This is a genomic window from Pseudomonas fluorescens (assembly GCF_000967965.1).
Classification (GTDB): domain Bacteria; phylum Pseudomonadota; class Gammaproteobacteria; order Pseudomonadales; family Pseudomonadaceae; genus Aquipseudomonas; species Aquipseudomonas grandcourensis.
The window spans coordinates 54,173-74,724 of the sequence record NZ_LACC01000030.1; the positions used below are offsets into that span (position 1 = coordinate 54,173).

Annotated in this window: 19 protein-coding genes and 3 pseudogenes; 9 read left to right on the forward strand and 13 right to left on the reverse strand. The window is 61.6% G+C overall.

Annotation, left to right across the window (positions count from 1 at the left end; genetic code table 11):
* The first annotated feature begins 124 nt into the window (after window positions 1–124).
* Entirely contained in the window at window positions 125–565 is a 441-nt protein-coding gene (locus VC35_RS23135) for a CBS domain-containing protein (RefSeq protein ID WP_046042792.1), read from the forward strand.
* A gap of 60 nt (window positions 566–625) precedes the next feature.
* Here the strand turns inward: VC35_RS23135 and VC35_RS23140 are convergent, their stop codons facing one another.
* Window positions 626–1,249 (reverse strand): glutathione S-transferase, encoded by a 624-nt coding sequence (locus VC35_RS23140; RefSeq protein ID WP_046042793.1) that lies wholly within the window; start codon window positions 1,247–1,249, stop codon window positions 626–628.
* A gap of 261 nt (window positions 1,250–1,510) precedes the next feature.
* Here VC35_RS23140 and VC35_RS23145 point away from each other — a divergent pair, with 261 nt between their 5' ends.
* The gene (locus VC35_RS23145; RefSeq protein WP_046042795.1) at window positions 1,511–1,873 is read left to right on the forward strand and encodes a hypothetical protein; all 363 of its coding nucleotides are present in this window, start codon (window positions 1,511–1,513) and stop codon (window positions 1,871–1,873) included.
* Window positions 1,874–1,951: 78 nt separating this feature from the next.
* Here the strand turns inward: VC35_RS23145 and VC35_RS23150 are convergent, their stop codons facing one another.
* Window positions 1,952–3,043: a DUF1615 domain-containing protein gene (locus VC35_RS23150; protein WP_046042796.1), complete on the reverse strand. Its 1,092-nt coding sequence runs from the start codon at window positions 3,041–3,043 to the stop codon at window positions 1,952–1,954.
* A gap of 136 nt (window positions 3,044–3,179) precedes the next feature.
* Here VC35_RS23150 and VC35_RS23155 point away from each other — a divergent pair, with 136 nt between their 5' ends.
* Window positions 3,180–4,715: an FAD-dependent oxidoreductase gene (locus VC35_RS23155; RefSeq protein WP_046042797.1), complete on the forward strand. Its 1,536-nt coding sequence runs from the start codon at window positions 3,180–3,182 to the stop codon at window positions 4,713–4,715.
* A gap of 122 nt (window positions 4,716–4,837) precedes the next feature.
* Here the strand turns inward: VC35_RS23155 and hemB are convergent, their stop codons facing one another.
* Window positions 4,838–5,812, reverse strand: coding sequence for a porphobilinogen synthase (hemB, locus tag VC35_RS23160; RefSeq protein ID WP_046042798.1), 975 nt, complete (start codon window positions 5,810–5,812; stop codon window positions 4,838–4,840).
* A gap of 157 nt (window positions 5,813–5,969) precedes the next feature.
* The gene (locus VC35_RS23165; protein ID WP_046042799.1) at window positions 5,970–6,680 is read right to left on the reverse strand and encodes a glutathione S-transferase family protein; all 711 of its coding nucleotides are present in this window, start codon (window positions 6,678–6,680) and stop codon (window positions 5,970–5,972) included.
* Window positions 6,681–7,048: 368 nt separating this feature from the next.
* Between VC35_RS23165 and VC35_RS23170 the strand changes: the two genes are divergently transcribed.
* A complete protein-coding gene (locus VC35_RS23170) occupies window positions 7,049–7,720 on the forward strand; it encodes a hypothetical protein (RefSeq protein ID WP_046042800.1) in 672 nt (223 codons plus the stop codon).
* A gap of 136 nt (window positions 7,721–7,856) precedes the next feature.
* Here the strand turns inward: VC35_RS23170 and mnmH are convergent, their stop codons facing one another.
* The 5 genes from mnmH to VC35_RS23190 form a co-directional block, all read right to left on the reverse strand.
* Window positions 7,857–8,960 carry a tRNA 2-selenouridine(34) synthase MnmH gene (gene mnmH / locus VC35_RS23175; RefSeq protein ID WP_046042801.1) on the reverse strand — a complete coding sequence of 368 codons (1,104 nt, stop codon included), beginning with the start codon at window positions 8,958–8,960 and terminating at the stop codon, window positions 7,857–7,859.
* Window positions 8,960–9,994, reverse strand: coding sequence for a selenide, water dikinase SelD (gene selD / locus VC35_RS23180; RefSeq protein WP_046042802.1), 1,035 nt, complete (start codon window positions 9,992–9,994; stop codon window positions 8,960–8,962). The genes mnmH and selD overlap by 1 nt, the downstream gene beginning before the upstream one ends.
* 98 nt (window positions 9,995–10,092) lie before the next feature.
* Window positions 10,093–11,049 carry a quinone oxidoreductase family protein gene (locus VC35_RS23185; RefSeq protein WP_046042803.1) on the reverse strand — a complete coding sequence of 319 codons (957 nt, stop codon included), beginning with the start codon at window positions 11,047–11,049 and terminating at the stop codon, window positions 10,093–10,095.
* A 27-nt stretch (window positions 11,050–11,076) separates the two neighbouring features.
* The gene (locus VC35_RS29185) at window positions 11,077–11,250 is read right to left on the reverse strand and encodes a DUF1427 family protein (RefSeq protein ID WP_008049832.1); all 174 of its coding nucleotides are present in this window, start codon (window positions 11,248–11,250) and stop codon (window positions 11,077–11,079) included.
* Window positions 11,251–11,356: 106 nt separating this feature from the next.
* The gene (locus VC35_RS23190) at window positions 11,357–12,136 is read right to left on the reverse strand and encodes an AraC family transcriptional regulator (RefSeq protein WP_046042804.1); all 780 of its coding nucleotides are present in this window, start codon (window positions 12,134–12,136) and stop codon (window positions 11,357–11,359) included.
* 147 nt (window positions 12,137–12,283) lie between these two features.
* Here VC35_RS23190 and VC35_RS23195 point away from each other — a divergent pair, with 147 nt between their 5' ends.
* Both VC35_RS23195 and VC35_RS23200 read left to right on the forward strand, forming a co-directional pair.
* On the forward strand, window positions 12,284–12,511 hold the full coding sequence (locus VC35_RS23195) for a DUF6555 family protein (RefSeq protein ID WP_046042806.1): 228 nt from the start codon (window positions 12,284–12,286) through the stop codon (window positions 12,509–12,511).
* 33 nt (window positions 12,512–12,544) lie between these two features.
* Window positions 12,545–12,823, forward strand: a complete 279-nt coding sequence (locus VC35_RS23200) for a hypothetical protein (RefSeq protein ID WP_046042807.1) — start codon at window positions 12,545–12,547, stop codon at window positions 12,821–12,823.
* 23 nt (window positions 12,824–12,846) lie between these two features.
* On the opposite strand, the gene VC35_RS29190 is transcribed toward VC35_RS23200, so the two are convergent.
* The 4 genes and pseudogenes from VC35_RS29190 to VC35_RS23210 all read right to left on the reverse strand — a co-directional run bounded on the left by VC35_RS29190 (window position 12,847) and on the right by VC35_RS23210 (window position 16,223).
* On the reverse strand, window positions 12,847–13,011 hold the full coding sequence (locus VC35_RS29190; RefSeq protein WP_080925374.1) for a metallothionein: 165 nt from the start codon (window positions 13,009–13,011) through the stop codon (window positions 12,847–12,849).
* 101 nt (window positions 13,012–13,112) lie between these two features.
* Window positions 13,113–13,934, reverse strand: coding sequence for a methyl-accepting chemotaxis protein (locus VC35_RS30375; RefSeq protein ID WP_404942371.1), 822 nt, complete (start codon window positions 13,932–13,934; stop codon window positions 13,113–13,115).
* A 36-nt stretch (window positions 13,935–13,970) separates the two neighbouring features.
* Window positions 13,971–14,795: pseudogene (locus tag VC35_RS30380) on the reverse strand (cache domain-containing protein); the annotation flags it as partial.
* A gap of 111 nt (window positions 14,796–14,906) precedes the next feature.
* Window positions 14,907–16,223 (reverse strand): Na+/H+ antiporter family protein, encoded by a 1,317-nt coding sequence (locus VC35_RS23210; RefSeq protein WP_008049824.1) that lies wholly within the window; start codon window positions 16,221–16,223, stop codon window positions 14,907–14,909.
* 459 nt (window positions 16,224–16,682) lie between these two features.
* On the opposite strand from VC35_RS23210, the pseudogene VC35_RS30385 reads away from it, so the two are divergent.
* From VC35_RS30385 to VC35_RS23220, 3 genes and pseudogenes are all read left to right on the forward strand, one after another.
* A pseudogene (locus VC35_RS30385) lies at window positions 16,683–17,753 on the forward strand (methyl-accepting chemotaxis protein); the annotation flags it as partial.
* Window positions 17,754–18,017: 264 nt separating this feature from the next.
* Window positions 18,018–18,611, forward strand: a pseudogene (locus tag VC35_RS30390) (methyl-accepting chemotaxis protein); the annotation flags it as partial.
* 261 nt (window positions 18,612–18,872) lie between these two features.
* Window positions 18,873–20,549, forward strand: a complete 1,677-nt coding sequence (locus VC35_RS23220) for an MFS transporter (RefSeq protein ID WP_046042810.1) — start codon at window positions 18,873–18,875, stop codon at window positions 20,547–20,549.
* Window positions 20,550–20,552: the final 3 nt, after the last annotated feature.

Genomic DNA, 20,552 nt, shown 5'->3' on the forward strand with positions numbered 1-20,552 from the left:
TGTGGTTTGCCAAAGAAAAACCGTCGAATGACGTTTTTTACGTGTTAACTGCCGCTTTCGCCCTTGCCCTGAACGCTCGCGTCTACGATTCTTCAAGAACAACGACAACACCCGAGTAACCACCATGAAAACCGTCGCCCAACTGCTCAAGCTCAAAGATCAGAAGAATCAGGAAGTGCACCAGATCAAACCCGACCACATGGTGCTCGAAGCATTGATGAAGATGGCCGAGAAAAACGTCGGCGCCTTGCTGGTGGTGGAGAATGATGAAGTGCTGGGCATTATCAGCGAACGGGACTACGCGCGAAAACTGGTGCTGCACGGCCGCTCTTCGGTGGGCACGCCGGTGCGCGACATCATGGTTTCGCCGGTGATTACCGTCGACACCCACCAAACCGTGGATACCTGTCTGGGCATCATGTCCGATAGACGCCTGCGTCACTTGCCGGTGGTCGAAGGCGGCAAATTGATCGGCCTGCTGTCGATTGGCGACCTGGTCAAGGAAGCGATTGCCGAACAGGCTGAACTGATCAAGCAGCTGGAACAGTACATTCGCGGGGAATAAGTCGACACACCGAAGATCCCTTGTAGGAGCAGGCGTGCTCCCACAAGGGATCTTCGGTGTTCAGACCGGCCAATGCCGGGCGAACACCGGTGCCAGTGCCGGGTGGCGGTCGATGCGTTCCAGCCAGGCGAAAAACCCCGGCCGGGCGTTGCGCAAATGTTCCCGACTGCCCGCCCATCGCGAGATCACTGCCGCCAGCACATCCAGGCCCCCGGGTTTCTCGCTGCCCAGGTACAACTCGCCCGAGAACTGATCGGCAAACACCTCCCAACTCCAGTGCAGGCGCCGGCGGGCGCCCTCCATGAGGTTCTGCCTGGACGACTCATCCGCCTCGGCCAACCAGCGTTCGGGGTAATCAATGATGCCGATGGCCGCATAGCAATTGCTGACGATGTACGCCATGCCGCGAATGGCCTGGTCCCGCTCGGCCGGATCCTGCGGCAACAATCCCGATGCGGGAAAGCTCAGCCCGAGGTGGATCAGGATCGCCGCGCTCTCGGTCAGGACACTGCCATCGGGTAGCTGCAAGGTCGGAATCTGTTTGAGCGGGTTGAGTTTTTCCAGCGCCTGGGCCGCCTCCGCGGACGTCTCGACATCGATGAAGCGATAAGGAACATCGCAGAGCTCAAGGGCTGCTTCGATAGCCGCCGCTCCGGAGTTCAGATGGCCGTAGAGCTGGTGCATAAACGTCTCCTTGCATACCGCGACCTCTGCCGGGCCACATCGACCGTCGCGGCAGAGGAACGCGCCAGCTAACCAGTGTAGAAGCCGCCGCCCGCCACACAGTGGCCATCCGACGATCGCACCATCACGCTCACAAGAGGTGTGGCGTCGGACCTATCATTGCCGTCGATGTTCACCATCACTTCAATGAAGTTCTCTTAAAAAATCCCCGGCGTAACATCTGCTCCATACCAACCCATAAGCACCCCGGAGCACACGATCATGAAACGCCAGACCCTCCTCAGCATCGCTTTCTCGGTTTTCGCAGTTAACGCTTTCGCCGCAAACTCTGCTCAACCTGTGGTCGCTGAAGGCGGCTCGGATCGTCTGATTGAAAGCCGTGTGGCCGAGGGTGGTTCGGATCGCCTGCTGGAAAAACGTGTTGCCGAAGGCGGTTCCGACAAGCTGCTGCAAAACCGTGTCGCTGAAGGCGGTTCCGACAAGCTCCTGCAAAACCGCGTCGCTGAAGGTGGTTCCGACAAACTGCTGCAAAACCGCGTCGCTGAAGGCGGTTCCGACAAGCTCCTGCAAAACCGTGTCGCTGAAGGTGGCTCGGACCGTCTGATCGAAAGCCGCGCTGTCTGAATGCAGTGCTTGACCGCAGAACTCAATGAAAACCCGGCCTCACCCGCCGGGTTTTTTATGCTTTTTTATACGTCGCGATTACTGCACTGCCCGCGCCATGCAGCGCTGGTAGCGTTCATCGACTCGCTTGGCGAACCACGCGGTGGTGAGTTTGCGGGTGATTTTCGGGCTTTGCAGCACGATCCCGGGCAACACTTCACGGGGTAACGGCCGGCCCTCGGCCCGTTCGGCCAGTTCGAAAACCCGCCGATAGAGTTTGCTGTCTTCGAACCCCAGGGTTTTCCCCTCTTCCAGTTGCTCACGGATCGTCGGATTGCGCATGTCCAGTTGCTTGCCGAGGCTGCGCACAGCCAGTTCCGTGGTGCCGGGCATGATCGAACCGTAGTTCACCAGGTCGCCATCCAGCGCCAACGGGATACCGGAAGCCCGGCTCACCGCGTTCTGGAACGCGGCGTTACGGCTGGCGTACCAACCCGCGTTGAAGTCCGCAAAGCGGTACAGCGGCTGTGGGTAACTCACCGGATACCCGAGCAGATGCGCGATGCCGAAATACATGCCGCCGCGCCGGGTGAACACTTCATGGCGAATCGAGCCCTTCACCGGGTACGGATAGCCCTTGGCCTGCTGCTCGGCAAAGTCAATGCTGACCTGCATCGGCCCGCCGGTATGCACCGGGTTGAAGCCGCCGAACAGCTTCTTGCCCATCGGCACCATGCCGATGAAGTCGTCGAAAATGGCGCTCAGTTCCTTTTCACTGCGCGCGGCATTCAGGCGGCTGCTGTAGCTTTTGCCGTTGGGCGAATCGAGCATTAACGCACCGCTCACCAGCAGGCCGGGAATATGTGCCTTGGCGGCACGGCGGTCGATCTCGTCGCGGGCGATCTTGCCCAGGCCCGGTACGCTCGGATCGACCTGAAAGGTCGACTCCTGTTCCGTCACCGCGAGCACCGAGCACAGGTTTTGCGTGGTCGCCGAGATGTCTTGCGCGGTAAACGCCACCTGGATATCCGTGGCCCAACCCTGGGGATCGGCAGCCTTGGTCGGCAGCAAACGCATAATCTCGGCCTTCACTTCGGCCGGGCTGCGCGCCGCCGGTTCCTGGGTCCGTTGGCTGCCGCAACCGGCCAATACCAGCAACACGGCGACGCTTGTGATCAATCTGATTTGCATGTCGTTCCATCTAATCCGTTGGTCCGGGCCAACCATACGACCAATGGCAGGTCAGCGGCTACGTCCGTGGCAGTCTGACGGTTGCCGCCCTCCCCGACTGGACCATACTTGATTCACACAGCGAGGAGGACAGGTCATGCACCGCAGCGACGTGTTGATCATCGGCGCCGGCCCGACCGGGCTGGTCCTGGCGTTGTGGCTGAGCAAGCTGGGCGTGCGCGTGCGGATCGTCGACAAAACCTCGGCCCCCGGCACCACCTCCCGGGCGCTGGCCGTCCAGGCACGGACGCTGGAGTTGTATCGCCAGCTCGGACTGGACGACGCCGTGGTGCAACACGGCCATCAAGTAAAGGCCGGCAACTTCTGGGTCAAGGGTGAGCCCGTGGCGCGCCTGCCCCTGTCTCAGATCGGTGAAGGCCTGACGCCCTACTCGTTTCTCGAGATATTCCCCCAGGACGAACACGAACGGCTGCTGATCGAGCGTCTGGAAGCCTTCGGCATTACGGTGGAACGCAACACTGAACTGGCAGGCTTCGAGCAAACCGCAGACGGCATCACGGCCACGCTGAACCTGCCCGACGGTCAGCAGGAAACCTGCCAGGCCTGTTACCTGGCCGGGTGCGACGGTGCCCGGTCGATTGTGCGCAAGACCCTGGATACCGGGTTTCCCGGCGGGACCTACCAGCAGATTTTCTACGTCGCCGACGTGCAGGCCAGCGGCCCGACATTCAACGGCGAACTGCATGTGGATCTCGACGAGGCGGACTTCCTCGCCGTGTTCCCACTGGGCGACAGTGGTCGTGCCCGGCTGATCGGCACGGTGCGCGACGAGCGCGCCGAACACGCCGAGACCCTGCGCTTCGAGGACGTCAGCAGCCGGGCCATCGAGCACATGAAGGTGAAGATCGAGCAACTGAATTGGTTCTCGACCTACCGCGTGCATCATCGGGTGGCGGATCACTTCCGCAACGGCCGGGCGTTTTTGCTGGGTGATGCCGCCCATGTGCACAGCCCGGCGGGCGGCCAGGGCATGAACACCGGGATTGGCGATGCCATCAACCTGGCCTGGAAACTGGCGGCCGTGTTGAGCGGCGGTGCCGAGGCCAGGCTGCTCGACACCTATGAAACCGAGCGCATCGCGTTTGCGCGCAAACTGGTGGCGACCACCGACCGGGTCTTCACGTTCGTCACCGCCGACGGGCCGATTGCCGATTTGCTGCGTACGCGCCTGGCGCCGTTCTTGTTACCGAAAATGACCTCGTTCGAAGCCTCCCGCCAGTTCCTGTTTCGCACGGTGTCGCAGATCACCCTGAATTATCGTGGCATGCCGTTGAGCACGGGCGTTGCCGGGCGTGTGCATGGCGGTGATCGCCTGCCCTGGGCCCATGACGGTGAGGGGGATAATTTCGAGTCGCTCAAGTGCCTGACCTGGCAGGTGCATGTCTATGGCGACACCAGCGACGAGATGATCGCCTGGTGCCACGAGCACCATCTGCCGCTGCATGTGTTCGACTGGCGACCGGCGTTCGAAGCGGCGGGCCTGGGGCGCAACGGCTTTTATCTGCTGCGGCCCGATACCTATGTGGCGATTGCCGAAACCTGCTCGGATCCGAAAGTGATCGAACGGTACTTCCGCGATCACGGGATCCGGACGTTTTTTGGCGCGACCTGAAAACACCACATTCCCCTGTGGGAGCGAGCCTGCTCGCGATAGCGGTGGATCAGTCAGAATCATGTTGACTGACACTCCGCTTTCGCGAGCAGGCTCGCTCCTACAGGGTTATAGAGTGATTATCAGATCCCGGCCAAGGCCAGATCCATCGCAAAATAGGTAAAGATCAGGTCTGCCCCGGCCCGCTTGATCGCCCCCAGGCTCTCGCGCACCACACGGTCTTCATCGATGGCCCCGGCCTGGGCGGCAAACTTGATCATCGCGTACTCACCGCTCACCTGATAGGCCGACAGCGGCAGGCGCGAGGCTTCGCGGATGTCGCGGATGATGTCCAGATACGCACCGGCCGGCTTGACCATCAGCGCATCGGCGCCTTCCTGTTCGTCGAGCAACGATTCGCGCACCGCTTCGCGGCGGTTCATCGGGTTCATCTGGTAGCTTTTACGGTCGCCCTTGAGCGCACTGCCACCCGCCTCGCGGAACGGGCCATAAAGCGCCGAGGCGAATTTGGTCGAATAGGCCATGATCGCCGTCTGGGTAAACCCGGCGTCATCGAGGGCCCGGCGAATCGCCTGGACCTGCCCGTCCATCGCTGCCGAGGGGGCGATCACATCGGCACCGGCACGGGCTGCCGCGACGGCTTGCCTGCCGAGGTTGATCAGGGTCTGGTCGTTGTCGACCTCATGGTTGTGCAGCACGCCGCAATGGCCGTGGTCGGTGTACTCGCAAAAGCAGGTGTCGGACATCACGATCATGTCCGGCACTGCGTCCTTGGCGATGCGCGACATGCGCGAGACCAGGCCGTCATCGCGCCAGGTGTCGCTGCCGCTGCTGTCCAGGTGATGGGACACGCCGAAGGTCATCACCGACTTGATCCCGGCACGGGCGTAGCGCTCGATCTCGCCGGCCAGTTTCGACTCGGGAATGCGCATCACGCCCGGCATGCTTTTGATCGGCACGAAGTCGTCGATTTCTTCTTCGACGAAAATCGGCAGCACCAGGTCGTTCAGGCTGAACTCGGTCTCCTGGAACAGGCTGCGCAGGCTCGCATTGCGGCGCAGACGGCGTGGGCGTGCTTCGGGGAACTGACTGGACATGGGTATTCCTGGATTTCAGAGGACGAGACGAACGTCGTAGGGAGGCGAAGCTTATGCCCTGCGCGGCGCTGGGCACAAACCCCGGGTGATCAACAAACTCTTGCAGGCTGGGCAACAATACTGGCATCCAGCACTGCCCCTCTGTGGGAGCGGTGTATCAGCTCGCTACCGGGCTCGGAATCTGCAACCCACGCACCACCGCCGGCCGCGCCAGGAAACGCTCCAGCACCCGCGTGACGTTAGGGAAGTTCTGAATGCCCACCAGATCGCCGGCTTCATAGAAGCCGATCAGGTTGCGCACCCACGGGAAGGTGGCGATGTCGGCGATGGTGTAGCGCTCGCCCATGATCCAGTCGCGCCCTTGCAGACGGCCGTCCAGCACCTTAAGCAGGCGCCTGCTTTCCTCGACGTAGCGGTCACGGGGACGCTTGTCTTCGTAGTCCTTGCCGGCGAACTTGTTGAAAAACCCGAGCTGGCCGAACATCGGGCCAATGCCGCCCATCTGGAACATCAGCCACTGGATCGTTTCGTAGCGCGCAGCCGACTCCTGGGCCAGCAGTTGCCCGCTCTTGTCGGCCAGGTAGATCAGAATTGCTCCCGATTCGAACAGCGCCAGCGGCAGGTCGTCCGGACCGTGGGGATCGAGGATCGCCGGGATCTTGTTGTTGGGATTGAGTGAAAGAAATTCCGGGGACATCTGGTCGTTGGTGTCGAAGCCTACCCGGTGAGGCTCATACGGCAGGCCGATCTCTTCAAGCATGATCGAGACCTTGACGCCGTTGGGGGTCGGCAAGGAGTACAGCTGAATCCACTCCGGATACTGGGCAGGCCATTTGCGGGTGATGGGGAAAGCGGACAAATCGGTCATGGGCGGGATCCACGAAGACATTGAGAGTGACGATCATAATGTAGATATCGGCTCAGCGATCCCTTGAAGCCATCGATCTCGCTGATAGGCGAGATCAAAAGAGATCACCACTGTTTCAATACCATCCGGTGTATTGTGTCCACATTTGTGCAACATCCTGTCGATAACCTTGGCTGCAAACCCGTGAAGGTTACCGATACATTGCCGCGCACTCGGCCGGAATCGAACCAAACGGGTTCAGGGGACTCAGAGCACCACCCCTTTGATAAAGGACTGGCTTCAATGACATGGAAAACACCCGACGCAGGACAATCGAGGTGTAAAGGTTTGTCAGCCTTAACCGAATTGCGCTGAAGATCCTTTTATTCATGAATCTGTTCAATTTTGCCAAACGCTTTAAATATCGCGCCTACCTTTTGTTGCCCGCCCTCTTGGTGGTCAGCGCGATGTTCCTGTCGCTGGAGCCCGGCCTGAGTCGCGCCCAACCGATGGATGGCACCCAGACGCTGGTCTTCCTGCGCCACGGGGAAAAACCCGCCGGCGGCCTGGGCCAGCTCAATTGCCGGGGACTGAACCGCGCCATCGACCTGGCCACACTGCTGCCGGAAAAGTTCGGCAAGGCCAACTATGTGTTCGCGGCCAACCCGACCCGTAACGTCGAGGAAGGCGAGCTCGACAATTCCTACAGTTATATCCGCCCACTGATGACCATCAGCCCCAGCGCCATCAAGCTGGGCCTGCCGGTGAACATCAACTTTTCCGCCAATGACACCAGTGACCTGGCCGATGAGCTGCTCCACGACAAGTACCACAACTCGGTCATCTACACGGCCTGGTCCCACGGTTACCTGCCAGAGCTGATCAACACGGTGGCCGGCGAAGCCACCGGCAAGGATGCGAAGATCATCGACGACTGGGAGTCCAGCGACTACGACTCGCTGTATGTACTGACCCTGACCTGGCACAACGGCAAGGCCAGTTTGCAGAGCCATGTGTACAAGCAAGGCCTGGATAACGGCGCAGAAACCTGCCCGACCTGAGTTGTGCATTGCCTGATCGGGCCTCATCGCGAGCAGGCTCGCTCCTACAGTGATCTTCGGTGAACACAGTTTTTGTGTACGGCGCAGATCCAATGTAGGAGCGAGCCTGCTCGCGATGAGGCCGGCACAGGCTACATCACCCTCGCTGGCTGCCCCGCTCGCGCAGATACTCAAGAACCGCCCCTCGCTCCCCGGCAAACTCGATCCGCGCGTCTTTCTTCTCCCGCTGAAACGCATACATCGGATCGTAATACTCGCACAGCAGCCCTTCGATCCAGCCCCGGTGCAGATCCACCGCGCCACTGCGGGCCTGCTCGGCCAACGCATCCTCCATCAAGACCAGCAAGCGTCGATGACGTTCACCACCCAGGCGCTTTTGCACATTGTTCAGGCTTTCCAGCAAGCGTTCGGAAAACAACGCAAAGCCCTCCTCGCCATGCACGTCGATGAATTCGGCGCACAGATCCACCACGTAATCGCGCAGGATCCGCTCGACCCGACCTTCCAGGCTGTCTTCCAGCCACACCATCGGGAACTGCTGCATGCCCTGGTACAGCGGCAACGGCAGCGCACAACTGCCCACCGCACGGCTTTCGTCTTCCAGTACGAACTGCTCGATGCCCCGTGCGCGTTTTTTCAACACGTCTACGGCCAAGCGGTTTTCGAAGTCGATGTTCGAGGGTTGGCCCGTGGCGCGCTTGCCGAAACTGGAGCCGCGATGGTTGGCATGACCTTCAAGGTCCACGGCGTTGCCCAGTTGCGTGAGCACCTCGGTTTTGCCGGTGCCGGTCATCCCGCCCAACAGGACGAAATCACACTGGGTCACAGCTTGATCGAGGGTGTCCAGCAGAAAGGTGCGCATGGCCTTGTAGCCACCGCCCACCCGTGGATAGTCGATGCCGGCCTCGTCCTTGAGCCATTGCTGGACTATCTGCGAGCGCAGACCGCCGCGAAAGCAATACAACAATCCATCCGGATGCGCCCGGGCAAAATCGGCCCAGGCCTGGATGCGTTCGGCCTTGACCGCGCCCGACACCAGTTGATGCCCCAGCACAATGGCCGCTTGCTGGCCGTGCTGCTTGTAGCAGGTGCCGACCCGCTGGCGTTCATGGTCATTCATCAACGGCAGGTTGATCACGCCAGGAAACGCGCCTTTGTTGAATTCGACGGGCGCGCGGGCGTCCATCATTGGCCGGTCGTTGAGGAAGATGTCGCGGTAATCAGTGCAGTCGACGAACATCAAAACACCTCGACCGCGTTGCTCTGTCGCTCGACCAGTTCACCGATCGGTTCCAGGCTAAGGCCCAGTTCGGCGGCCACCGAAAGGAATTGCTCGTTGCCTTGCGGCGTCACGGCAATCAACAGGCCACCGCTGGTCTGCGGGTCGCAGAGCACGCGTTTGTGCAGCTCCTGAAGGCGTCCGAGCTTGCTGGCGTAGCTGTCGAAATTGCGCAGAGTCCCGCCGGGTACGCAGCCCTGTTCCAGGTAATACTCGACCCCCGGCAGGCGCGGTACGCGGTCATATTCAATGCGCGCCGTGAGCTGGCTGCCGTCGGCCATTTCCACCAGGTGCCCGAGCAGGCCGAAACCGGTGACATCGGTCATCGCGGTCACGCCGTCGAGCTTGCCGAAACGGCTGCCGGGTTTGTTCAGGGTGCACATCCAGTCCCGGGCCAGGCCGATGTCGGCATGACGCAACTTGCCCTTTTTCTCGGCAGTCGTAAGGATGCCGATACCCAAGGGCTTGGTGAGATAAAGCAGGCAACCGGCGGTGGCGGTATCGTTGCGCTTCATGTGGCGCTTTTCCACCAGGCCGGTGACAGCCAGGCCAAAGATCGGTTCTGGCGCGTCGATGGAGTGCCCGCCTGCCAGCGGGATGCCCGCCTCGTCACACACCGAACGACCGCCGCGTATCACTTCCCGGGCAACTTCCGGCGCCAACACGTTCACCGGCCAGCCCAGGATCGCAATCGCCATCAACGGATCGCCGCCCATCGCATAGATGTCGCTGATGGCATTGGTGGCGGCAATTCGGCCGAAATCGAAGGGATCGTCGACGATCGGCATGAAAAAGTCCGTGGTCGAGACCACGCCGCGTTCCTCATCGATGGCATACACCGCCGCGTCATCGCGCGAGGCGTTGCCGACCCAAAGCTTCGGGTCGAGGTTCTGCGCCCCGCTGCCGGCCAGGATCACTTCCAGCACTTGGGGGGAGATCTTGCAACCGCAACCGGCGCCGTGGCTGTATTGGGTCAGGCGAATCGGCTCGCTCATGGGGTTACCTCTTGGAGTCTAGGTAACTAATCCTACAGCAAATGCGCCTTTTTCTTTGTAGGAGATGCAGTGGTGAGCCGTGCCTCTGTGGGGGTGGGTTATGGCAACAGAATCACCTTGTCACCGCTGCCTTGATTCACTTCGGCATAGCGCTCCAGCCCTTCGGCCAAAGGCGACTCGAACAAGCCTTGTGGCAGGGGCAACAAATCCTGATCGAAGAACTTGCCAAACTGGTCAAGCATCGCTGCGCACGCTTGCACGCCGTACAGCAGCGAGTTGATCCCCACCACCGAGCCACCCTTGCGATACAACGCCAAGGCCGGCAACTGCACGTGACCGTCCACGGGTGCTGCAATGATCGCGATGCGGCCGAACGTGGCCAGGGCGGGTACCGAGGCCGGCAGCCAGAAACCGGTGGTGTCGAAAATCACGTCGGCGCCGCCGGCATAGACGGCGTTGACCTGAGCCCCGAGGTCTTCGGGTTTATCCAGTTGCAGGGTCTGGTAGCCCTGATCCTGCAAGTCCTTGACCTGTTCCGGACGCCGCGCGGCCGCCAGCACCCGGGCACCGCGCACCTTGGCCAAGGCCAGCGCGGCACTGCCAACTGCCCCGCCACCGATGACCAGCAATCGGGTTTCGGCCGTCACCAGGCTGCGCTCCAGTGCATCCCACGCCGTGGTGTACGGCACGCCGAGGCTGGCGGCCTGGGCAAAGCTCAGGTGCGTGGGTTTGAGCGCCACGCCATTGGCCGGCAGCTTGACGAACTGCGCGTGGGAACCGTCGGCGAAAAAACCCAGTTCCTTGCCCGTGCCCCAGACGTCCTGACCGATCAGCGCCTGCGGGCCGGCCACGACAACTCCGGCAAAGTCTCGACCGGGAATCCGCGGCAAGGTGGTGTAGGGAAAACGCCCCAGCACGTTCTTCACATCGCTGGGGTTGAGGCCGGCGGCCTTGATCTCGACCAGCACTTCATCGACGCCGGGCACGGGCGTAGGCACCTCGACGTAGCGCAGGGCAGAGAGATCACCGGTTTTATCGAATTGCAGAGCTTTCATGGGCGTATCCATCGAGTCGAAAAGGGTTCAGGAGATCCAGCCAGCCACCAGCCCCCGCCCCATCGGCCAGAGCTTTTCGCCGGCGAGCATGCCGAGCAGGCCCACCAGCGCGATGGCCGGGGGTGCGGGGGAACGAAAATCCAGGGCGCCGTAGAGCAGACCGACGCCCAGACCGATGGCCACAGACACGAGGTAGTTCATGGCGGACTCCGGGAGCAATTGAGGTATGCGCTGAGTCTAGGGGGCGACGCCTGCGAGCATCGGCCAAGTGCTTCTGAATTTCGGCCAAAGCCTGGCCTCGACGAGTTCAGTCCTGGCGTTGCGCCGCCGGAAACTGCGAAGGGGCAACGCCCAGCTCACGGCGAAACATGTCGCTGAAGCTGCTCGGCGAATAGCCCAGCTCCCGGGCAATCGCGCTGACCGGTACGCCCTGGATCAACTCGGCCACCGCCGTCGCCAGTTGCACCTGACGCCGCCACTCGGCGAAGCCCATGCCCAAACCGTCCTTGAACAGCCGCGCCAGGGTGCGCACGCTGGCTCCGGCGTTGTCCGCATGTTGTTCGAAAGGAATGTCCAGTGAAGGCGCAGCCATGACCGCCTGACACAAATTCATCAATCGCCGGTCGGAATCGTCCGGCAACGGAATTTTCAACAGCGAACGCCTGGCCCGCTTGAGCTCCAGCAGCGCCAGGCCCACCAGCGCGTCGTAATACTCGGGCGACCCGTCGTTACCCTGCTCCACCAGGCTGACAATCAACTCGCGCAGCAAGCCGCCGACCTCGATCACCTGAACGCTGTCATCCAGGGTCGCGGCCAGGGACGGCCGCAGGTAGATATTGCGCATCTGCAGGTCCGATACCACGCGAATCCCGTGGGGCACGCCGGGCGGCAACCACACCGCCCGCTGCGGTGGCACCACCAGCGCTTCATGCGGCGTCTCGACCCACATCACCCCGCTCATCGCATACAGCAACTGGCCCCAGACGTGCTCATGGGGCTCGATGTACAACCCGCGCGGATAGGTGCGCGCCAGCGGTTGCACAGGCACATTGGTATCACTCAGGTCAGGCGGTGCGGCGAGGGCCATGGTCAATGTTCATTGGGGGTACGGGAAGCTTCCATGGTAACGGGGCGCCGAACTTGTCGCCAGCAACTGCCGCTTTCCGACAAGCCGAGTGAATTTTCCCGATGGCGCGCGATCCTTCTATGTACAGCAGGGAGGAACCGGGGCTTTATGAACAGTGCAAAATTATTCGTCGTCGAGTACACCCTCCATGGCGATCCGAAGTCATTCATCATCCGCCTGGAAAAAATGGATAACGCAGAAGCCTGGCATTGGGCGAGCTGTGACGCGGGGGTGGGGCGAATCCCCCGGTTCGGACGCGAGAAGGTGCAAAAGACCAGCAAGCCGATGGCTGAAAAGTTCGGCGTGGAAAACGTCAAGTGGCGGCCGGCGAACTAATATCCGGTAACCATCAGGTTCGGGGGAAGGGATATGAGCACAACACCCGTCTACAGCCCTGCGCAGCTGGACTACGGTCTGGACACGCCGAACGGTCGCATCACCAAGAGCGCCGAGTGCCGGATCGGCCTGGAACAGGTCGAAAATGACCCATTCTGCTTCGCCATACGCGTCCCGGCGCCACTGCCGGAAGATCTGGAGCAAGCCAGGACCCTGGTGCTACGGGTCGAAGGGCGGCGCTTGCAAGGCACCGTGCGCCACAGCGAACGCCTGGAAGATGACAGCCTCAGGCTGGAAGTGGAGCCGGATTAGGCTCCACTTTTCATTCGCGGTTGTCAGCCATGAGCGCACTTGCACTCTTTATGGGTGCATTCCTCGCCGTGTTCATGGTGCTTGGCGCAGGCCTCACAGCAGTAGTGTTTGCCGTGACGGGCAATCGGATGTTCACCGAGTTTGCAGGAACATTTCGGGCAATCGCAGATACTTTCGCGGTCAATCATGGGGCTGACTCCTCTAGCAAGGTCGTCCAGTGCTCGGATGCACAGAACAAGTGTAGTGGCTGTCGCTCCTGCCAGTCACAACCCTACAGATTGCAAACCAGTCAGATCCGGAACTGCCCGACCAGGCTGCCCAGGCGCTGGCCGAGGTCGGCCAGGCTGCGTGAAGTCTGCGCGCCGAGTTGGGTTTCGTCGGCGACGTTGTCCACCGCCACGGCAATCTGGTGCACGCTGCGGTTGATCTCTTCGGCCACGGCAGTCTGTTCTTCGGCGGCACTGGCGATCTGCGCGTTCATCGAATTGATGGTCGCGATCAGCTGGGCCATGGTGTCCAGCGAAGCCCCCGCCTCGTTGGCCTGGGCCGAGGTGCCGTCGCCGGCCTCGCTGGAGCGGCGCATCGCCTCTACCGCCGACTGGGTGCCGGCCTGCAAACGGTCGATCATGCCCTGGATTTCCTGGGTGCTGATTTGCGTGCGGCTGGCCAGCGCCCGCACTTCATCGGCCACCACCGCAAAACCGCGCCCGGCCTCGCCGGCACGGGCGGCTTCGATGGCCGCGTTAAGCGCCAGCAGGTTGGTCTGCTCGGCAATCGAGCGGATCACCCCGAGCACGCTGACAATCGACGACACGTCTTTTTGCAGGCTGTCCAGGGACACGCCGCTGCTGCGGATGTCGTCCACCAGGGCATGGATCTTCTCGATACTGCCGGCCACCACACGCTTGGCCGCCTGCCCTTCTTCGTCGGTCTGCTGGGCTGCCACCGCGGCGTTCTGCGCGCTCTTGGCCACTTCCTGGGCGGCGGCCGACATTGCGTTGATCGCCGTGGCCACCTGATCGGTTTCGTGACGTTGGCGTTCCATGGCCTGGTCCGAACGGTTGGCCTGGTCGGACACCTGATTCACCAGTCCGGTCAGTTGCGAGGTCATTTCGGTGATCTGCCGTACCAGGCCGTGGATCTTGTCGACGAAACGGTTGAACGAGCCGGCCAGTTCACCGAGTTCGTCCTGGCTGGTGATGGTCAAGCGGCGGGTCAGATCGCCTTCGCCCGCCGCGATGTCGTCGAGGTTGGCCTTCATCAGATGCAGCGGACGCAGAATGGTATTGGCCAGCAGCATCCCGGCAGCGGCGATTACCAGCAGCAGCACGACTGCTACGCCAACGATGCTCAGCACCATGCCTTGCATGCGCTCCTGGACCTTGGCTTCGACCACGGCCACTTGTGCTTCGATGCCGTCGAGGTTGACCGAGGTGCCGACCGCCATGTCCCACTTCGGCAGGTATTCGGTGTAGCCGAGCTTGGGCACCAGTACCTGGGTGTTGCCGGGCAATGGCGAGCTGTATTGCAGGTAGTGCGTACCGTCCTTGGCGACTTTCACCAGGTCGCGGTTGACGTAGACACCGTTCGGGTCGCGGTTGTCCTTGAAACTCTGGCCCACGCCGTCGGGGCTGTTGGCCTTGAACAGGCGCACGGTGTTGGAGTCGTAGCCGAAGAAGTAGCCGTCCTTGCCATAGGTGATGCTCGACAGCAGCTTGATCACCTGGGCCCGCGCCGCCTCATCGCCGGGGGCGGCCGCGTCGTAGAGCGGTTTGATCGTGGTCATGGCCACGGCCACGTAGCTTTGCAGGGTCGCCTTGGCATCGCTGAGCAGGCGCTCGCGGGTCTGCTCGACTTCCTTGCGCGCCTGATCCTGAAGAATGAACAGCGTGGTCAGGCTGATGACCAGCGCAAACAGCAACACCGGGAGGACGGCAAGGGACAGGACTTTGGCCTTGAGGCTCATGCGCATGACGTTCACTCTTTTGATTTTGTTGGCGTGGTTAAAAGCTTAACGGCACGCCGGGTCAAAAGTTGAACGCGGCCGTCAGGTCCGCAGAAGATCCCCTGTGGGATTTCAGTGTTACAGAACCATCGCCGCAACCCAGCCAAACGCCAGCAGCGGCAGGTTGTAGTGCAGGAAGGTCGGGACCACGGTGTCCCAGATGTGATGGTGCTGGCCGTCGATGTTCAGGCCGGAGGTCGGGCCCAGGGTCGAGTCCGAAGCCGGCGAACCGGCGTCGCCCAGGGCACCGGCCGTGCCGACGATGCACACGATGGCCAATGGGCTGAAGCCCAGTTGCACGCACAGCGGCACGAAGATCGCCGCCAGGATCGGCACGGTGGAGAACGACGAGCCGATGCCCATGGTCACCAGCAACCCCACCAGCAACATCAGCAAGGCGCCAATGCCTTTGCTGTGATCGATGTACGACGCCGACGACTCGACCAGCGTCTGCACCTCACCGGTGGCCTTCATCACTTCGGCAAACCCGGAGGCGGCGATCATGATGAAGCCGATCATCGCCATCATTTTCATGCCTTCGGTGAACAGGTCGTCGGTGTCGCGCCATTTGACGATGCCCGACACCGAGAAGATCAGGAAGCCGACCAGTGCGCCGATGATCATCGAATCGAGCAACAACTGAATGATGAACGCCGCCGCGATGGCAACGCCGGCCACCATCAGGCTCAGCGGGTTGTATTGCACCGCCACTTGCTCGACCTGCTCGATCTTCGCCAGGTCGTAGACACGCTTCTTGCGGTAGCTGACAAACGCGATCAGCAAGCCCGCCACCATGCCCAGGGCCGGGATGCCCATGGCGTGGGTCACGTTGATGCCGCTGATGTCCACGCCGCTGCGGGCGACGTTGGCCAACAGGATCTCATTGAGGAAGATGTTACCGAAGCCCACCGGCAGGAACATGTAGGGCGTGATCAGGCCGAAGGTCATGACGCAGGCGATCAGGCGACGGTCCAGCTGCAGTTTGGTCAGCACATAAAGAAGCGGCGGCACCAGCAACGGAATAAACGCGATATGTATCGGCAAGATGTTCTGCGAGGCGATGGCCACGACCCAGAGCAGGCCGATCAGCAGCCATTTGACCTGGCCACCGCCGTTGGCGTGCTGGCGATCGACCATCGCCAGGGCTTTGTCGGCCAGCGCATGGGCCATGCCGGACTTGGCAATGGCCACGGCGAAAGCGCCGAGCAAGGCGTAGGACAACGCCACCGTCGCCCCGCCGCCGAGGCCGCTGTTGAAAGCCTTGAGCGTCGCCTCGATCCCCAGGCCACCGGTCAAGCCACCGACCAGCGCACCGACGATCAGGGCGATCACCACATGCACGCGGGACAGGCTGAGGATCAGCATGATGCCGACCGCGGCAATTACTGCATTCATTGTCATACCTCTGGGCAAGCGAAAAGAGTCCGGCCGGCAGTCTGCGAGAGCCGCCAGCGGATAAAAGGAATGGGTTTTATTAGAGGGCGCGCACTTTGAATGAAGCAGCTTCAAGCTGCAAGCCTCAAGCGACAAGCTTTTACGCTTTTTACCTGAAGCTTGCCGCTTGCGGCTCAAGAACGCTGTTTGTTGGCCGCTACAGTGCAAAGTCTCAGATATTTATCGAATAAGGACGTCTCCATGTCGCTCAGACAACTTTCCATTCAATGGAAAATCACCCTGCTGGCCGGGTTGTGCCTGGCGGGCATCGTGACCCTGCTGGTGGGTCTTTCGCTGTATCGCATGGAGCACAGCTCCGAGCTGGTGAAAGCCTCGAGCATGGAGATGCTGACTGACGCGGCCCAGGCCCGGATCGAGTCCCAGGGGGAAAACCAGGCGCTGGGGATTCGCCAGCAGTTCATGGACGCCTATCAGTACGGCCACGGCTTCTCGCGGCAGGTGCTGTTCCTGCGTGACCAGGCCGAGAAGCGCTTTCTCGATGCCTTCGACCTGCGCGAAGACCTGACCCGCCAGGTCAAGTCGGCCCTGCAAGCCAATCCGGACCTGCTCGGCCTGTCCCTGGTGTTCGAGCCCAATGGGCTGGACGGCAAGGACGAACTGTTCGCAGGTCAGGCCGAGCTTGGCAGCAACGACAAGGGCCGTTTCGCGCTCTACTGGTCACAGCCGACGCCGGGCAAGGTAACGTCCATGGCGCTGCCGGAAAAGGACATGGCCGACACCAGCACCGGCCCCAGCGGCGAAGCGGCCAACGCCTGGTTCACCTGCCCGCGCACCACCCTCAAGCCGTGCGTGATCGAACCCTACTTCTATGAGATCGACGGTCAGAACGTGCTGATGACCAGCATCGTTTTCCCGCTGATGGTCAATGGCAAGGTCATCGCCTCGCTGTCGGTGGACATCAACCTCAACAGCCTGCAAGCGGTCAGCCTGGGCGCGAGCAAGAAGCTCTATGACGGTCAGACCAGCGTCAGCATCATCAGCCCGGCCGGCCTGCTCGCCGGCTACAGCCCGGACGCCAGCAAACTCAGCCAGCGCCTGGACGCCGTGGATCAGGCCAGCGGCGCCGAACTGCTGCGCATGCTCGCCGCCAGCAGCAAAACCGCCAGCCTGCACAGCCAGCAGCAACTGAAGGTGCTGGCGCCTTTCCAGCCGATTCCCGGCGGTAAGTCCTGGGGTGTGTTGCTCGATGTGCCGGAGAAAGTCCTGGTCGGCCCCGCCGAAGCCCTGAAAAAGCAACTCGATGACAGCAACACCGCCGGTACGCTGGTCGAACTCGGCCTGGGTGTGCTCGCCGCGCTGCTCGGCCTGATGCTGGTGTGGCTGATGGCCCGCAGCGTGACCCGACCGATCCTCGGCGTGGCACACATGCTCGAAGACATCGCCAGCGGCGAAGGTGACCTGACCCGCCGCCTGGCCTACGACAAGCAGGATGAGCTGGGCCAGTTGGCCGGCTGGTTCAACCGTTTCCTCGACAAGCTGCAACCGATCATTGCCGAAGTGAAACGCTCGGTGCAGGACGCCCGCAGCACCGCTGACCAGTCGTCCGCCATCGCCGCCCAGACCAGCGCTGGCATGGAGCAGCAATACCGCCAGGTGGACCAGGTGGCGACCGCCTCCCACGAAATGAGCGCCACCGCCCAGGACGTCGCCCGTAGCGCCGCGCAAGCGGCCCATGCCGCCCGCGATGCCGATCAGGCGACCCGTCAGGGTTTGACTGTGATCGACCGCACCACCGCCAGCATCGACAACCTCGCCGCCGACATGAGCGCGGCCATGGTCCAGGTCGAAGGCCTGGCCGCCAACAGCGAGAAGATCGGCACGGTACTGGAAGTGATTCGTGCGATTGCCGAGCAGACCAACCTGCTGGCCCTCAACGCCGCGATCGAAGCGGCCCGTGCCGGTGAGGCCGGACGCGGGTTTGCCGTAGTAGCCGATGAAGTGCGCAACCTGGCCCGGCGTACCCAGGAATCCGTCGAAGAAACCCGTCTGGTGATCGAACAGCTGCAAAACGGTACCCAGGAGGTGGTGGGTTCGATGAATAACAGCCATCGTCAGGCCCAGGGCAGTGTCGAGCAGGTTGGCCAGGCGGTAACGGCGTTGCGCCAGATCGGCGAGGCAGTGACCGTGATCAATGACATGAACATGCAGATCGCCAGTGCCGCCGAAGAGCAAAGCGCGGTGGCCGAGGAGATCAACAACAACGTGGCGACCATCCGCGACGTGACCGAATCACTGTCAGGCCAGGCCAATGAATCGGCGCGGGTCAGCCAGTCGCTCAACAGCCTGGCGAATCAGCAGCAGAGTTTGATGGATCAGTTCCGCGTCTAAGCCTTGCAAGTCGAACAAAATACCTGTGGGAGCAAGCTCGCTCCCACATTTGTTTCCCACATTTTTTCTGCGCGCGGCTCAATCAAATGATGGCGAGTGGATATCTGCCGGACGTTGATTATGCTTCATGGAACCTTGCAGCATTTTCTGACGTCAACCTGAATGCAAGCCACGTAATCCGATGACTTCAGCCCCCGGGCCAGGGTGCGGCAACAATTGAGAGGTGCTCCGGCCTTAAAACAAGAACAACGGAGAAAAATCATGGTGGCAATCGACAGTACAACCACGGGCAGCACGCCCAACCGCGGGATCACCAGGGAGGAGCGCAAGGTCATCTTCGCCTCGTCCCTGGGCACCGTGTTCGAATGGTATGACTTCTACCTGTACGGCTCCCTCGCGGCGATCATCGCCAAGCACTTCTTCGCCGGTGTCAACGAAACGACTTCCTTCATCTTCGCCCTGCTCGCCTTCGCCGCCGGCTTCGCCGTTCGGCCCTTCGGCGCCATCGTGTTCGGTCGGCTGGGCGACATGATCGGGCGCAAACACACGTTCCTCATCACCATCGTGATCATGGGTATTTCCACGGCCGTGGTGGGCTTGCTGCCGGGCTACGCAACCATCGGCGTAGCCGCGCCGATCATTCTGATCAGCCTGCGCCTGCTGCAAGGCCTGGCGCTGGGCGGTGAGTACGGCGGTGCAGCGACCTACGTGGCCGAACACGCACCCAAGGGCAAACGCGGCTACTTCACCTCGTGGATTCAGACGACCGCGACCCTCGGCCTGTTTCTTTCACTGCTGGTGATCCTCGCCTGCCGCACTGCGCTGGGCACTGAAGCCTTCGAAGCCTGGGGCTGGCGGATTCCGTTCCTGCTGTCGATCCTGCTGCTGATCGTCTCGGTCTACATCCGCCTGCAACTGAGCGAGTCACCGGTGTTCCAGAAAATGAAGGCCGAAGGCAAGTCCTCCAAGGCACCGTTGACCGAATCCTTTGCCCGTTGGGACAACCTCAAGATCGTGATCATGGCCCTGCTCGGTGGTACCGCCGGTCAGGCGGTGGTCTGGTACACCGGGCAATTCTATGCGCTGTTCTTCCTGTTGCAGACGCTGAAGATCGACCCGCAGACCGCGAACCTGCTGATTGCCGGCTCGCTGCTGATCGGTACGCCGTTCTTCGTCATTTTCGGCAGCCTGTCCGACCGCATCGGCCGCAAGGGCATCATCATGGCCGGCTGCATCATCGCGGCACTGACTTACTTCCCCATCTTCCATGCGTTGACCCAATACGGTAACCCCGACGTGTTCATTGCGCAGGAGAAGAATCCGGTCACGGTAATCGCCAATCCCGGCCAGTGCTCGTTCCAGTTCGACCCGGTGGGCAAGGCCAAATTCACCAGCTCCTGTGACCTGGCCAAGACCGTACTGGCCAAAAAGGCCATCCCCTACAAGAACGTGAACGCCGAGCCGGGCGCCGTTGCGCAGGTGCGCATTGGCGAGAAAGTGATCGAGAGCTTCGAGGGCACCGGCATACCGGCCGCCGATTTCAAGGCCAAAAACGACGCCTTTACCGCCACCCTCGCCACCGCCCTCAAGGACGCCGGCTACCCCGAGAAGGCCGACCCGACCAAGACCAACTACCCGATGGTGCTGCTACTGCTGACGATCCTGGTGATCTACGTGACCATGGTCTACGGGCCGATTGCCGCCTGGCTGGTGGAACTGTTCCCGGCGCGCATCCGCTACACCTCGATGTCGCTGCCCTATCACATCGGCAATGGCTGGTTCGGTGGCTTCCTGCCGACGGTGGCGTTCGCCATGGTGGCGGCCACGGGGGATATCTACTACGGGCTGTGGTATCCGATTGTCATCGCGGTGATGACAGCCATTCTCGGCACGTTCTTCATGCCGGAAACCAAGGATCGGGAGATTCATCACACCTGACCG

Coding starts and splice junctions, on each gene's coding strand:
- VC35_RS23135 (WP_046042792.1), top strand. CDS start 125: ATGAAAACCGTCGCCCAACTGCTCAAGCTCAAAGATCAGAAGAATCAG.
- VC35_RS23140 (WP_046042793.1), bottom strand. CDS start 1,249: ATGCACCAGCTCTACGGCCATCTGAACTCCGGAGCGGCGGCTATCGAA.
- VC35_RS23145 (WP_046042795.1), top strand. CDS start 1,511: ATGAAACGCCAGACCCTCCTCAGCATCGCTTTCTCGGTTTTCGCAGTT.
- VC35_RS23150 (WP_046042796.1), bottom strand. CDS start 3,043: ATGCAAATCAGATTGATCACAAGCGTCGCCGTGTTGCTGGTATTGGCC.
- VC35_RS23155 (WP_046042797.1), top strand. CDS start 3,180: ATGCACCGCAGCGACGTGTTGATCATCGGCGCCGGCCCGACCGGGCTG.
- hemB (WP_046042798.1), bottom strand. CDS start 5,812: ATGTCCAGTCAGTTCCCCGAAGCACGCCCACGCCGTCTGCGCCGCAAT.
- VC35_RS23165 (WP_046042799.1), bottom strand. CDS start 6,680: ATGACCGATTTGTCCGCTTTCCCCATCACCCGCAAATGGCCTGCCCAG.
- VC35_RS23170 (WP_046042800.1), top strand. CDS start 7,049: ATGAATCTGTTCAATTTTGCCAAACGCTTTAAATATCGCGCCTACCTT.
- mnmH (WP_046042801.1), bottom strand. CDS start 8,960: ATGTTCGTCGACTGCACTGATTACCGCGACATCTTCCTCAACGACCGG.
- selD (WP_046042802.1), bottom strand. CDS start 9,994: ATGAGCGAGCCGATTCGCCTGACCCAATACAGCCACGGCGCCGGTTGC.
- VC35_RS23185 (WP_046042803.1), bottom strand. CDS start 11,049: ATGAAAGCTCTGCAATTCGATAAAACCGGTGATCTCTCTGCCCTGCGC.
- VC35_RS29185 (WP_008049832.1), bottom strand. CDS start 11,250: ATGAACTACCTCGTGTCTGTGGCCATCGGTCTGGGCGTCGGTCTGCTC.
- VC35_RS23190 (WP_046042804.1), bottom strand. CDS start 12,136: ATGGCCCTCGCCGCACCGCCTGACCTGAGTGATACCAATGTGCCTGTG.
- VC35_RS23195 (WP_046042806.1), top strand. CDS start 12,284: ATGAACAGTGCAAAATTATTCGTCGTCGAGTACACCCTCCATGGCGAT.
- VC35_RS23200 (WP_046042807.1), top strand. CDS start 12,545: ATGAGCACAACACCCGTCTACAGCCCTGCGCAGCTGGACTACGGTCTG.
- VC35_RS29190 (WP_080925374.1), bottom strand. CDS start 13,011: ATGATTGACCGCGAAAGTATCTGCGATTGCCCGAAATGTTCCTGCAAA.
- VC35_RS30375 (WP_404942371.1), bottom strand. CDS start 13,934: ATGACCTCGCAACTGACCGGACTGGTGAATCAGGTGTCCGACCAGGCC.
- VC35_RS23210 (WP_008049824.1), bottom strand. CDS start 16,223: ATGAATGCAGTAATTGCCGCGGTCGGCATCATGCTGATCCTCAGCCTG.
- VC35_RS23220 (WP_046042810.1), top strand. CDS start 18,873: ATGGTGGCAATCGACAGTACAACCACGGGCAGCACGCCCAACCGCGGG.